Origin of the sequence: Psychrobacter sp. Arc9 (assembly GCF_041431295.1) — a bacterium.
Taxonomy (GTDB): Bacteria; Pseudomonadota; Gammaproteobacteria; order Pseudomonadales; family Moraxellaceae; genus Psychrobacter.
This window is the reverse complement of the sequence record NZ_JASMRK010000014.1, coordinates 17,092-29,812: the sequence shown is the minus strand read 5'-3', so window position 1 is coordinate 29,812 and position 12,721 is coordinate 17,092. Positions and strand designations below refer to the sequence as shown.

The 12,721-nt window shown below is 42.5% G+C and carries 13 protein-coding genes; 7 read left to right on the top strand and 6 right to left on the bottom strand.

The genetic code is table 11. From position 1 onward, the window contains the following. The first annotated feature begins 336 nt into the window (after nucleotides 1–336). Together rho and QO187_RS09030 are read left to right on the top strand one after the other, a co-directional pair. The gene (gene rho / locus QO187_RS09035; RefSeq protein ID WP_055125334.1) at nucleotides 337–1,605 is read left to right on the top strand and encodes a transcription termination factor Rho; all 1,269 of its coding nucleotides are present in this window, start codon (nucleotides 337–339) and stop codon (nucleotides 1,603–1,605) included. Between the two features lie 319 nt (nucleotides 1,606–1,924). Further along, nucleotides 1,925–2,152 carry a hypothetical protein gene (locus tag QO187_RS09030; protein WP_057761930.1) on the top strand — a complete coding sequence of 76 codons (228 nt, stop codon included), beginning with the start codon at nucleotides 1,925–1,927 and terminating at the stop codon, nucleotides 2,150–2,152. Between the two features lie 197 nt (nucleotides 2,153–2,349). On the opposite strand, the gene QO187_RS09025 is transcribed toward QO187_RS09030, so the two are convergent. Further along, nucleotides 2,350–3,237 (bottom strand): neutral zinc metallopeptidase, encoded by an 888-nt coding sequence (locus tag QO187_RS09025; RefSeq protein WP_102092076.1) that lies wholly within the window; start codon nucleotides 3,235–3,237, stop codon nucleotides 2,350–2,352. 544 nt (nucleotides 3,238–3,781) lie between these two features. Between QO187_RS09025 and QO187_RS09020 the strand changes: the two genes are divergently transcribed. Beyond that, complete coding sequence (locus QO187_RS09020; protein ID WP_057761933.1) at nucleotides 3,782–4,138, top strand: hypothetical protein; 357 nt, start codon at nucleotides 3,782–3,784, stop codon at nucleotides 4,136–4,138. A 246-nt stretch (nucleotides 4,139–4,384) separates the two neighbouring features. Here the strand turns inward: QO187_RS09020 and QO187_RS09015 are convergent, their stop codons facing one another. The 5 genes from QO187_RS09015 to rpmI form a co-directional block, all read right to left on the bottom strand. Beyond that, nucleotides 4,385–4,684: an integration host factor subunit alpha gene (locus QO187_RS09015; RefSeq protein WP_057761935.1), complete on the bottom strand. Its 300-nt coding sequence runs from the start codon at nucleotides 4,682–4,684 to the stop codon at nucleotides 4,385–4,387. A gap of 215 nt (nucleotides 4,685–4,899) precedes the next feature. Beyond that, nucleotides 4,900–7,305 (bottom strand): phenylalanine--tRNA ligase subunit beta, encoded by a 2,406-nt coding sequence (gene pheT / locus QO187_RS09010; protein ID WP_371548086.1) that lies wholly within the window; start codon nucleotides 7,303–7,305, stop codon nucleotides 4,900–4,902. Nucleotides 7,306–7,493: 188 nt separating this feature from the next. Next, nucleotides 7,494–8,549 carry a phenylalanine--tRNA ligase subunit alpha gene (pheS, locus tag QO187_RS09005; protein ID WP_160022127.1) on the bottom strand — a complete coding sequence of 352 codons (1,056 nt, stop codon included), beginning with the start codon at nucleotides 8,547–8,549 and terminating at the stop codon, nucleotides 7,494–7,496. 329 nt (nucleotides 8,550–8,878) lie between these two features. Next, the gene (gene rplT, locus QO187_RS09000; protein ID WP_011281252.1) at nucleotides 8,879–9,235 is read right to left on the bottom strand and encodes a 50S ribosomal protein L20; all 357 of its coding nucleotides are present in this window, start codon (nucleotides 9,233–9,235) and stop codon (nucleotides 8,879–8,881) included. A gap of 119 nt (nucleotides 9,236–9,354) precedes the next feature. Continuing rightward, nucleotides 9,355–9,552 (bottom strand): 50S ribosomal protein L35, encoded by a 198-nt coding sequence (gene rpmI, locus QO187_RS08995; protein WP_057761939.1) that lies wholly within the window; start codon nucleotides 9,550–9,552, stop codon nucleotides 9,355–9,357. Nucleotides 9,553–9,987: 435 nt separating this feature from the next. On the opposite strand from rpmI, the gene QO187_RS08990 reads away from it, so the two are divergent. The 4 genes from QO187_RS08990 to tatB all read left to right on the top strand — a co-directional run bounded on the left by QO187_RS08990 (nucleotide 9,988) and on the right by tatB (nucleotide 12,645). Then, the gene (locus QO187_RS08990; protein WP_102093896.1) at nucleotides 9,988–10,431 is read left to right on the top strand and encodes a thioesterase family protein; all 444 of its coding nucleotides are present in this window, start codon (nucleotides 9,988–9,990) and stop codon (nucleotides 10,429–10,431) included. Nucleotides 10,432–10,626: 195 nt separating this feature from the next. Next, the gene (gene hisIE / locus QO187_RS08985; protein WP_201571993.1) at nucleotides 10,627–11,463 is read left to right on the top strand and encodes a bifunctional phosphoribosyl-AMP cyclohydrolase/phosphoribosyl-ATP diphosphatase HisIE; all 837 of its coding nucleotides are present in this window, start codon (nucleotides 10,627–10,629) and stop codon (nucleotides 11,461–11,463) included. Nucleotides 11,464–11,668: 205 nt separating this feature from the next. Beyond that, nucleotides 11,669–11,908: a Sec-independent protein translocase subunit TatA gene (gene tatA, locus QO187_RS08980; RefSeq protein WP_201571991.1), complete on the top strand. Its 240-nt coding sequence runs from the start codon at nucleotides 11,669–11,671 to the stop codon at nucleotides 11,906–11,908. 26 nt (nucleotides 11,909–11,934) lie between these two features. Next, nucleotides 11,935–12,645 (top strand): Sec-independent protein translocase protein TatB, encoded by a 711-nt coding sequence (gene tatB / locus QO187_RS08975; RefSeq protein WP_101204897.1) that lies wholly within the window; start codon nucleotides 11,935–11,937, stop codon nucleotides 12,643–12,645. Nucleotides 12,646–12,721: the final 76 nt, after the last annotated feature.

Genomic DNA, 12,721 nt, shown 5'->3' with positions numbered 1-12,721 from the left:
ACTGTTTTCCTAAGTATCTTGTCGCTATTCTCCTCGTGTTTATCAACAAAAACACAATCGTCATTATAAACACCATTGCTGAACAAAATGACTAAACGCAATTACTGATATTGAGTTTTTGACGCAGACTCTTATGTAGCCTTTTTTATCCTTATTTCTTATTACCTTGCCTCCAATGATGGCAATGCGTACATAAGCAGACATATAAAACCAAAACTACATAAACTACAGCGCTGTGCACACACCCATATCATCATATTACCGTTATTTTAATCACTGTCGTGACTTGTGCTGCTAATGGCATCTCTCATCTGATCAATTGCTAATGACCTATCTATGAATCTTACTGAATTAAAGAAAAAATCAATCGCTGAGCTATTGGCTATCGCCAAAGAAATGGGTCTTGATAATATGGCGCGTAGCCGTAAACAGGACATTATCTTTGCTATTCTAAAAACCCATGCGCGTAACGGTGAAGCCATCTATGGTGACGGCGTACTTGAGGTTCTTCCTGATGGTTTTGGATTTTTGCGCTCATCAGAAGGCTCATATTTAGCCGGTCCTGATGATATTTATGTCAGCCCTAGCCAAATTCGCCGTTTCAGTCTAAAAACTGGTGACAGTATCGCTGGTACGATTCGTCCACCAAAAGATTCTGAGCGTTATTTTGCATTATTAAAAGTTGGCGAAATTAACTTTGATACGCCAGATCGCTCACGTCATAAGCTTATCTTTGAGAACCTGACGCCCCTATTCCCAACTGAGCATTTAAAACTTGAGCTTGGTAACGGAACCACTGAAGATTTGACTGGTCGTATCATCGACCTAATCGCTCCGATTGGTAAAGGTCAGCGTTCTATCATCGTCGCACCGCCAAAAGCGGGTAAAACGATGTTGCTACAAACCATCGCGCAATCAATCACTCGTAATAACCCTGAATGTTATTTAATCGTACTATTGATTGATGAGCGTCCAGAAGAAGTCACTGAGATGGTACGTACAGTACGCGGTGAAGTGGTCGCTTCTACCTTTGATGAGCCGCCACAGCGTCACGTACAAGTTGCTGAAATGGTCATCGAAAAGGCCAAACGTTTGGTCGAGCATAAGCAAGACGTGGTGATTTTACTTGATTCAATTACGCGTCTAGCGCGTGCTTATAACACGGTCATTCCATCGTCAGGTAAAGTGTTGACGGGTGGTCTGGATGCCAATGCTCTAGAACGTCCAAAACGTTTCTTTGGTGCTGCGCGTAACGTGGAAGAAGGTGGTAGTTTGACTATTATTGCCAGTGCATTGATTGATACTGGTAGTAAGATGGATAGCGTTATTTTTGAAGAATTTAAGGGAACGGGTAACCAAGAGATTACGCTTGAGCGTGACTTGGCTGAAAAACGTGTATTCCCTGCGATTAATATCAAAAAATCTGGTACGCGCCGCGAAGAGCGTCTATTGGACGAAGACAAACTGCGTAAAGTATGGATCTTACGCAAACTACTTCAACCGATGGATGGCGTACAAGCCACTGAGTTCTTGTTGGATCGCCTAAAAGAAGCGAAGACCAATGATGAATTCTTTGAGCAAATGAAGCGTAAATCACAAAACTAATTCTTAGTTAGTTTGCTAGACATATTCAGCTTTGATTCAATATTAAGACTACCTATAGGTAGTCTTTTTTATGACAGCATCAAAATATTAATAGTTAGACCCATTAGGACGTAATCTGCACTGTCGTTCACAGGCATTGCTGATGATACAGTACGGCAACATCGCTTACATCTCGTTTGCAAAGTTTAGCGTTTTTACTACGACTATATTATTAGTGACCGACTATTATGACAGACAGTAGGAATATACTTGAAAATATCATGGACATAGTATGTTAAAGGTATTGTATTTTAAACTTGATGACTTAATAGGTGATAATATGAAATTTGCTAAAACGATCGCAATGACTGCAATTACTAGCTCAGCCCTAATCATGACTGGTTGTAACTCTTATAGTGGTATGAGCAACACCGCTAAAGGTGCTACTGCTGGCGCAGCAGCTGGTGCTCTTATTAAAAGCAAAGGCGACAGCAAAGATATCGCTCGTGGCGCATTGGCTGGTGCAGCGATTGGCGGTGCTGGTGGTTATGTTCTTGACAACAACTAAATCTTTCTACGCTGATATTATTTGACAATTGATTGAGTAATATCAGATAAAAGATAATAAAAAAGCCTGCAACGAATTGCAGGCTTTTTTTATGTCTCAATTTTTATTATAAGTCCATGCACTAAACTTATAATAAAAAATATCAGTATTAGAAATACATCATTAGTCAAATACACGATTATTAATAACTATATCCATTAAAGTGCGCCGCTGAACGTATCGCAAGATTGTACATTACCGCTTTCTAGACCACGGGTAAACCATTCGACACGTTGTTGACTGGTACCATGAGTAAAGTTATCGGGCACTACTGCACCACCACTCGCTTTCGCCAGACGATCATCACCGATTTGACTAGCAGCATTCACCGCTTCATCAAGATCACCAGCCTCTAAAAACTGTACACGTTCTTGATTGCGCTGTGCCCATACACCAGCAAAACAATCCGCTTGCAACTCTTGCAATACTGATAGCTTGTTAGACTGTGCTTGCGTCACTTGCTGACGAGCTTCATTGACTTGTTGGCTAATGCCCAATAGCGTCTGAACATGATGACCTACCTCATGCGCTATCACATAGGCCTGTGCGAAATCGCCAGCCTTGCCTTGGTTCTCTTCACCACCAGAGCCTTGCTGATCGCCTGAAATACCAAGATTCTGACGCATCTCTACAAAGAATGACGTATCCAAATAAACAGTCTGATCCCCTGGACAATAAAATGGACCTGTTGCAGAGCTAGCACTACCACATGCCGAGCTAACCTGACCATTAAACAAAATCAATGACGGCTCTTGATAAGTGCTACCAGCTTCGTTAAAGATTTGATGCCAGACTTCTTCTGTATCTGCTAGTACAACTTTCACAAACTGCGTGTCTCGGTCTGTGCTGGTTGCCAGCTCGGTAGATGACTCACTGCCACCACCTGTAACCGCTTGACCTGTCTGTAATGCGGTCATTGGGTTTACTCCAAATACCAACCATAAAATGCCAGCGATGATAATACCGCCAATACCACCGCCGATCATCTTACCGCCACCTGTGCTAGAGCGCACATTCGAGCTGCCTCGTCTACCTTGCCATTTCATAATTCTCTTCCTCAAATATAGATTGATTCATTATTTCTATTAATCACTATCTCTATTAGCCACTACTTCTATTAATCATTACTTATGTTATATATTATTTAGCCAGTCAATTTACGCTATGACCTAGTCTACTATCCTAAAAGCAAGTAGAAACCTATAAAATTGCTAACTTAACTAGGATTTATGTAATATAGGACCATAATCGGACTATTTAATTCAATTCTTACCCATACAAACGGGGCTAATATCGACAATTTTAGATAAGAAACAGGAACCAGAAAAGCTCTCCATCCTTCTCATGTCTTTGATTATACGTCGATTAATCTAGCCTCTTGTATTAAAAAGTATATCGGATAGAGAAAGTAAAATATTATTTTAAATATTATTGTTACTTAATTGTACAGGCTATTTCTATTTACTTAGAAAACCTATAGAATGCGTGGAAGCTGAGTAGCTGTGACTAAGGCTAGTTGAATTCTGAGAAATCTCGGATTTCGACCTTTGTTGCTGCTACTGCTCATTTCATTTTTCCGGAGAAAACCATATGAAACTTAAATTACTTGCTCTAGCTGGTATCATGACTGCAACTATGGGCCTTACTGCCTGTGATAGCAGCAAAGAAAACGCTGCTGAAGATTTATCTGACGCGCAAGAAGAAGTGCAAGACGCTTCTGAAGAGCTAAACGAAGCTGCTGCTGAAGGCGAAATGACTGCTGATGCTGACGCTGCTGTTGCTGGCGCTGAAGCTGACATCGCTGATGCACAAGCTGCAACTGCTACTGACGAAATGGACGCTGAAGTTCCTGTAGACGGCGATACCACTAGCGTAGACGTAGCTAGCGAAACTGATACTGCTGCTGTTGAAGCTTCTGACGAAGTAGTAGTTGAAGAAGCTCAGTAATTTATTGTTCATACAATAGATAAACTGTAGTAAAAAAAAGAGAGCCTATGCTCTCTTTTTTTATGTCTATCATTTATGATTTTAGTAGGTTTCTACTTTATAGATAACCCTAATATGCGATGCGTGCTGCAATATCGAAATATATAGATGTACGCAAAAATAACTAAGTGCAAATACGCACTAGCATTCTTATAAACTCACGATAAAACAGACACACTATCGTTCAGCGCAGTGCCAAACTAGGTATTAGCTATCAAACAAACGCTCGTCAACCTTCTGACGAAATTTCTGCCCTGTCTTGAAAGTAACCACACGGCGCGCGGATACTGCCACAGGCTCTCCTGTTTTAGGGTTACGGCCTGGACGGCTATTTTTGTCTTTAAGCTCAAAGTTGCCAAAGCCTGAAAGCTTGACCTCTTTGCCATCAATCAAACTCTCTGACAGCTCATCAAAAAAGTTCTCCACCAGACAGCGGCCTTCTTGGCGTGTTAGGTTTAGGTGACTCATCAAATGCTCAATCATGTCAGATTTGGTTAAGGTGCTCACAGTACGACTCCTATGCTATGTCGTGATGTCGAATATCATGGTTTAGCGGTATGAGGGTTAAGGCTAGCTATTATAAAGGTTTTTTGAGCATTTTTTAACAAAGTCTTCATTAAAATCCTTTATTAATAACCACTTAACTTATTCTATGAATAGCAATGCTCCGTAGCCTCATGGTAAAAAGACTACAGAGCATTGGGTATAATAAATAGTAGATGTTAGCTGTCGCGCAGCTGTACAGAATGCTGGTCAGTTAGCGCTTGTACCACTTTATCTGTGGCAGTCTTGACGGCTTCGTCAGACAACGTTTGCGTACTGTCTTGCCATATCAATGCAAACGCTAGTGAGCGCTGGCCTGCTGGTACTTTGTCACCTTGATAAACATCAAATAACCAAAGATCAGTCAACAAATTACCTGCTGCAGTTCGCACCGTTGTCTCTAGTGCCTGCAAACTGATGTCACTGTCTACCAAGATAGCAATATCGCGGCGTACTTGTGGGAACTTGTTTGGTGTCGTGATAGCATGCTGCTCACGTGCAATCGTCAATAGCGGTGCCAGTGACAATTGAGCGACCCATGTAGTAGGCAGATCTAATTGCTTAGCAGTATTTGGGTGCAACTGACCCAACCAACCAACATATACATCATCGATATATAACTCAGCGCTTTGTCCTGGATGCAGGAAGCTCAGCGTACTACGCTCATAGCGGATACGTGCGCTATCGATTTGTGCTGGTAATAGCTGCTCAATATCATGCTTTAGGTCATAAAAATCTAAGGCGCGGTTTTGATAAGCTTGCTCGCTCCATATATCACCAACTGCGACTAAAGCAATACTTGGCGTTTGTACTAAGTCACTAATACTTTGTCCAACAAAGCTAAGACCTGTCTCAAAGAAGCGTACACGTGGCTGCTGACGATTCAAGTTATATTGCACGCAAGGCAGTAGGCTCGATAGCAAAGTACGACGCATAACGGCTAAATCACTAGAGATAGGGTTTGCTAGTGCCAACACCTCTCCTAGCGCTTCGTCGTCAAGCAATGCTTCTAGTTTTGCATCACTAAAGCTAAAGCTGATCGCTTCCATATAGCCGTTGTCGACTAATGATAGCTTCATCTCATGGGTCAAATCTGCAGTATCATCATAATCCATACTGACTTGCAAATGTGGCAGGACACTTGGAATATTGTCATAGCCATAGATACGAGCAATCTCTTCGATTAAATCCTCGCGGATACTCATATCAAAACGATAAGATGGCGGCTTGCAAACTAGTGAATCGCTCTGCTGCTCTACATCAAAACCCAATTGGGTCAAGATACGTACCATCTCAGATGGCTCAATATCAATCCCAATGACATCACGAACTTTCGCGATTGGCAATGTAATTGGCGCGCGCGCTGGCAAATGCTCAAGGTTTTCAGCCGTGACTATTTGTCCAGCTTCACCGCCAGTGATACTGGTGATTAAATCACAAGCTCGTGCCAACGCCAATGCTGGCAATTCAAAATCGACCCCACGCTCAAAACGCTGCGAGGCATCGGTGTGCAATCCAAAACGGCGTGCGCGTGCAGCGATAGCCAGTTGATTAAAGAAAGCGCTTTCTACCACGATATTGGTCGTACTATCGGTGACACTGCTACGCTGACCACCCATGATACCAGCCAGTGCCAAGGCACCTTTATCATCAGCAATCACAAGTTCATCACCGGTCAAGGTAACGGTTTGCTCATTCAGCAAAGTAATGGTTTCATCAGGCTTTGCCAAACGTACAACGATATCACCTTCGATCGTGTCTGCGTCAAACGCATGTAACGGTTGACCTAATTCCATCAATACATAGTTGGTCACATCGACCAAGAAGTTGTGTGAACGTAGTCCTGACTGTACCAGTGCATCTTGCATCCATTTCGGAGTATCGATGCTACGATCAATATTGTGAATCGACTGCAACAGATAGCGAGGGCACGCTTCCTTTGCATCGACTGTCACAGCGGGCGTTGCACCATTATCAGAAGCGACTACATTGTCAGGAATCTCTGGCAACTGTACAGGCAAGTCATTGATGACTGAAATCTCGCGAGCGATACCACGTACGCTAAAGCAATCACCACGGTTTGGGGTGATTGAGATATCCAATACTTGATTATCTAGACCTAGATATTCACGAATATCCGTACCAACTGGTGCATCTTCAGGCAACTCAAGCAAACCATCTATATCATCGACTAAATCAATTTCAGAAGCACCGCATAGCATGCCGTTTGAGGCCACACCGCGTAGCTTACTCTTTTTGATTTTAAACCCTTTCTTATCATCGCTTGGCAATACCGCACCAACGGTAGCGACAGGCGCTTTCATACCGACGGTCACGTTAGGAGCACCGCAGACAATTTGTAATGGCTCAGCGTCACCGATATTTACTTGAGTAACACGTAGTTTATCTGCATCAGGATGCTGCTCAATGCTGATGACTTCACCGACAACCACACCGCTAAAAGCACGGGCAACCGCATAGCGATCATCAATCTCAAGACCTGCCATAGTCAACTGTTCGGCTAACTGTTCGCTAGTATTTGTAGGGTTTACCCACTGACGTAGCCACTGTTCGCTAATTTTCATAAATATCTCGGATCAGAATTTTATAATAAAGATGTTGGAGTAAAGCTTGGCGAATTCACTTGCTATAGTCAATCTTATATAAGTTAGATACAGCGTCAGGCTCGCTCAGTCTACGATTTGTAGCACTTTCACTCGCCTTCCTTGGATCTAAATTATCTTGAACTAACTATATAGGTATAAGGAAAACTCTAGCCAAATTGCTTTAAGAAGCGCACGTCATTTTGGAAAAATAAGCGCAAGTCATCAATACCGTAATACAACATTGCAAAGCGCTCGATACCCATACCAAAAGCAAAGCCTGTGTATTTGTCGCTATCGATACCGCAGTTGGTTAGCACTTGTGGATGTACCATACCGCAGCCCATCACTTCAAGCCATTTGCCATTATCATCTAAGATATCCACTTCTGCTGAAGGCTCAGTGAATGGGAAAAACGACGGACGGAAACGTACGGTCAGCTCTTTGGCAAAAAATGCTTCTAGAAACTCACTAATCAAACCTTTTAGCTCAGCAAAAGTGCTCGACTCGGTGACCATAAGGCCTTCTAGCTGATGGAACATTGGCGAGTGGGTTTGGTCTGAGTCATTACGATAAACACGGCCTGGGCAAATGATGCGAATCGGCGGCTCATTTTTTTCCATGGTACGAATCTGAACAGGACTAGTGTGCGTACGCAGTAGATAATGCGCATCGAAATAAAAGGTGTCATGCATCGCGCGCGCAGGATGGTGCGACGGGATATTTAACGCTTCAAAATTATAGTAGTCGCTCTCGACTTCGGGGCCAGTTGCGACATTGAAACCTGCTTGAATAAAATACTGCTGCATACGCTGAGTAATCATAGTTACTGGATGCAGATGACCCTTTTGGCCACCACGAGCAGGCAAAGTGATATCAATGCTTTCGCTTTCTAGCTTGGCATTGAGCGCTGCAACTTCTAGTTGCTGCTGTTGGTCTGTCAGTGCTTGCTGAATGCGGCTACGTACTTGATGCAACCAGCCGCCATAAGTTTTTTTATCATCAGCATCGAGCTTGCCCATCTGCTTTGACCAGCCCGTTAACGGACTCTTTTTACCAGTCAATTGCACACGAAAATCTTGCAGTGTACGCGCATCAGTTACTTGTAGGATTAGAGCTTCAGCAGCATTTGCAAATTCGGTAAGCTGAGCTTCGTTAAGCTCATTAAGCTCTGAAGACAAGGTCGGTAGCGCCGACAAGTCGTTGGTGGCAGCAGGGTTAGTCATAAGACGCATTCTTCCTGATTTAAACGGACTATTAATAATAGTGATTTATAATTGTAGGGATTTGACCAAATATTGCAAACCATTTACCCACTCATTTTCAACCAAAGGCGTGTGATATAAATGGCTTGAATATTTAGACAATAAAAAGTGCAACTTTACTAAAAACGTTTTACATTTTTGCGGTATAAAACTGGCTGTAAAATAATCTACTATAAAAAAAGCCACCGACCAGCGGTAGCTTTTATTAATATCGTACTATTAATCAATATTATTGCTATCCATTTAAGCAAACACTCAAACAAGCAGAATACTTAAAGGATAATTAATATTTAGGCTAATTCCGCTTTTGCTTTTTCAACTAAGGCGGTGAAAGTCGCTGCATCATGCATAGCGATGTCTGCTAGAACGCGACGATCGATTGCGATGTTTGCTTTTTTCATGCCATTGATGAAGCGGCTATAGCTTAAGCCGTTTAAGCGTGCACCAGCATTGATACGTGCGATCCAAAGACGACGGAAAGTACGTTTCTTGTTGCGACGGTCACGATAAGCATATTGACCAGCTTTGGTCACTGCTTGTACCGCTACGCGGTAAACACGTGAACGGGCACCGTAGTAGCCTTTTGCGCGCTTTAAGATTTTTTTGTGACGGCGATTTGCCTGTACACCACGTTTTACACGGGCCATAATTTACTCCAAGATTTTTTAATCACTGTTAAGCGAGTGATGATGCCGTTAAATAACAAACATCATTGTCAGATTGCAAAGTCAAATATTTTCAATCAAAGATAGATGACGGTAGGCTATTAAATGTATGGGCACATACGACGAACTGCTGCTTCGTCAGACTTGTGCACCAACTTAAGACCACGCAATTGGCGAATACGCTTAGCTGATTTCTTGGTCAAAATATGGCTTTTGAATGCTTGCTTACGCTTGAAGCCATTCGCTGTTTTTTTGAAGCGTTTAGCTGCGCCGCTTCTGGTTTTCATCTTAACTTTCATGATGATTTGCCTCTTTTTCTGTTTTAGAACCTGGTCGTCAAATAGTCATACTGAATAATCGTTATATAAATAACCACTAAACCTCTATTTGCCTCGAGGTGGGAGGCGCTATTTTAGCAGATAGTGCCTTGTTTTGCCAAGTAAAGTTTTGGCGAGGTTTTAGTAGACAATATAGACAAGTAATCAGCATCAAATAAGCGATAGCAGCTCTCCTAAAAACGCTAATAAAACGGCTGATTTTTATCCAAATAGATTGAATGTCAGCCTAAGCTGTGCTTAAGTAGAGACTGAGCTATATTTTCATATAAACACTATTAAAACCACCTTATTCACTATGAATGTTTACGCTGTAATGTATAGCTACAACGATAACAGTGCTACTAACCTACAGCATGATAAATAGAATAATCTTTGGCCATCACTCTAGGAGACAGTGTGTCAAAACAAGAGTTAGTATTCGACGACGACTTGTTTGTTTTTGAGACAGTGATGCGTGTACGTCATACGGAAGCCGACGCAGGACAGCACATGACGGTCGAATCTCTGACAGCGCTATTGTCCGAAGCACGGTTAAGGTTTCTATACGCTAAAGGTGTCAAAGAAATCAACGCAGATCATCAAGGCTTGATTATTGATAAATTGCAGCTAGATATTGTAAGCCGTATCCGCGTACGAGAAGAGCTGCTATTTGAAGTTGGTGTTGAGCCAATATATGATAATGGCGGTAATATAATCCTAAAGGTCACGCGGATGCACACGGGCGAGATAGTAGCAAAAGCACGCCAGCATTTTAGAGGTTACGACTTTAACCTCAATAAAGTGACTAAGCTTGATAATACGATTAAAGAAGCGTTGTATCCGCATTTATTTAGACTGTAGAATCGCTTATTATCAATAGTATGCTGTTCATTTAGATTTAGCATAATTGCACTCTATAGCGCATTTAGCTGACATCATATTGCTAGCTGTCAGCATATTGCAGAGCATTTCAGATAATCTCCCCGCTTTAATCATAAGTAGTATAATTGCTTATCACTCTTTTTCACTTTCTACCTATAAGACGACAAATACATTATGACTTTACCTGCTTGGCTGACTGCCGTAACTTTTAATGATGATGGTTTGATTCCTGCAATTGCTCAAGATCATCAGACAGGTCGTATTTTGATGATGGCGTGGATGAATGCAGAAGCATTGCAGCTAACCGCGCAAACCCAAACAGCGGTTTATTTTTCACGCTCACGTGCCAAGTTGTGGCATAAAGGTGAGTCATCAGGTCATACGCAAACTGTGCATGATATTCGTCTAGACTGTGATGCAGATGTGATTGTGCTTAGTGTCACTCAGGCTGGCGGCATTGCTTGCCATACGGGACGTGAATCTTGCTTTTATCAGCGGTTGGATTTATCAGGTCAAACGCCTGAATGGCAAACTGTCGATAAAGTATTGAAAGACCCTGCGGATATTTATCATTCTCATGACTCTACTAGCGAAACTCTTGAAATTGAAAACACTGGTTCGAATACTGACTCTGATACTATCCAAGCACAAGTCGATAAAGCCTCTGTATTGCAGCAGCTCGATAGCGTATTAGCAGAGCGCAAACAAGCCGATGCCAACAGCTCTTATGTGGCCAGTCTGTATGCCAAAGGATTAAATAAGATATTAGAGAAAGTCGGTGAAGAGAGTACAGAAAGTATCATCGCTGCCAAAGATTTTGCTAACTGTGATGAGATTGCAGACAAAGCAAGCTACGATGAAGCGCGTCATGAGCTGATCTATGAAGTCGCAGATGTCTGGTTCCATACCTTGGTTGGACTGGCATGGTTTGATATAGAGTCGGATGCTGTGTTAAATGAGCTAGGCAGACGTTTTGGGTTATCAGGTATCGAGGAGAAAGCCGCTAGATAAGCCTAAATAAAAAATAAACGTCTATTTTATTTGATTATTGTTGCTTTCACCTATTTGTAATAAGTGCAGGTTATAATATAGCTCTGTTTTATCTCGCATTATATGTCGATGCTTTTTGTTTGCTAGTTGGACCTTTTTGCAAACTCAAAGCAGGCATATAAAGACTGAAAACTAAGTCGCAAAACCAGGTCACAAGGATACCGTTATGGGTAGTTTTTCTATTACACATTGGCTGATACTATTGGTCGTTGTCGTTGTCGTGTTTGGCACCTCAAAACTCAGAAATGCTGGTAAAGATTTGGGCGGTGCTGTCAAAGGCTTTAAAGAAGCTGTCAAAGATGAAAATACAGAGCATGCCAAAAAACACGCGGTTCTTGACCACGATGCAACGGCACACACTGAAGAGCGCTCAACCAGCAAGGTTGATGATAAGCATAACGTATAGCATCTAAACAGTGACATCGGACCATTATGTTTGATATCGGGTTTTCTGAACTACTTCTCTTTGGCGTTATCGCCCTAATCGTACTGGGCCCAGAAAAACTGCCACAGGCAGCGCGCACGGCTGGGCAATGGTATGCCAAAATTCGCCGTACAGTCTCAACATTGCAGTCTGAAATAGAGGCTGAGCTTGACTTGGCTGAGACGCGTCAGCAAATGCAAAAAGAACTCGCCAAAATTCGCCAGACCGAAGCTGAGATGAGGCGTGAAATGGCTGAAATGCGCGGCAATATGAAAGCTTTTGAAAGCTCACATAGTCCTGCTTCGATAGCTTCTGAAGCATCTACGAATGCTGAAAATAGTAAGGGTGACGAAGCTCATGAAAATAACCGCACACAAAAGCAGCAACCAGCCACGCCAAAAGCATTCGACTATGCTTATGCCACTGAAGAGCAGCCAGATACATTAGAAAATGGTCACTTATCGAAGCGCGGTCACAGCGGTGACGATGTGGATGATGCAAATGTAGGTGATGCAAATATAGGTGACAACGCCAAGGCAGCGCCAGTTGTTCAGACCATCACTACCCGTCCATGGGAAAATATGTGGTTTCGACTTGGTGCTTATGACAAAGCACGTCGGCTCCCAATGCCGCCATATGTGCCAAACTATAAAGCGGACGCTCTACTCAACAGTCCTGCCAACATGCAGACTTCTGACCATAAGCAGGAGACTGATTGATGTCATTATTCAAGCGCAAAAAAAGTCGTCAAGAGAAAATCGCCGTTACTGACCCAAATGTCATTGATCAAGAAGC

Bases quoted from the DNA above. Each gene is read 5' to 3' on its own strand.
- hisIE (WP_201571993.1), top strand. From the start codon at position 10,627: ATGACTTTACCTGCTTGGCTGACTGCCGTAACTTTTAATGATGATGGT.
- rplT (WP_011281252.1), bottom strand. From the start codon at position 9,235: ATGGCCCGTGTAAAACGTGGTGTACAGGCAAATCGCCGTCACAAAAAA.
- QO187_RS09020 (WP_057761933.1), top strand. From the start codon at position 3,782: ATGAAACTTAAATTACTTGCTCTAGCTGGTATCATGACTGCAACTATG.
- tatB (WP_101204897.1), top strand. From the start codon at position 11,935: ATGTTTGATATCGGGTTTTCTGAACTACTTCTCTTTGGCGTTATCGCC.
- rho (WP_055125334.1), top strand. From the start codon at position 337: ATGAATCTTACTGAATTAAAGAAAAAATCAATCGCTGAGCTATTGGCT.
- QO187_RS09025 (WP_102092076.1), bottom strand. From the start codon at position 3,237: ATGAAATGGCAAGGTAGACGAGGCAGCTCGAATGTGCGCTCTAGCACA.
- pheT (WP_371548086.1), bottom strand. From the start codon at position 7,305: ATGAAAATTAGCGAACAGTGGCTACGTCAGTGGGTAAACCCTACAAAT.
- pheS (WP_160022127.1), bottom strand. From the start codon at position 8,549: ATGACTAACCCTGCTGCCACCAACGACTTGTCGGCGCTACCGACCTTG.
- tatA (WP_201571991.1), top strand. From the start codon at position 11,669: ATGGGTAGTTTTTCTATTACACATTGGCTGATACTATTGGTCGTTGTC.
- QO187_RS09030 (WP_057761930.1), top strand. From the start codon at position 1,925: ATGAAATTTGCTAAAACGATCGCAATGACTGCAATTACTAGCTCAGCC.
- rpmI (WP_057761939.1), bottom strand. From the start codon at position 9,552: ATGAAAGTTAAGATGAAAACCAGAAGCGGCGCAGCTAAACGCTTCAAA.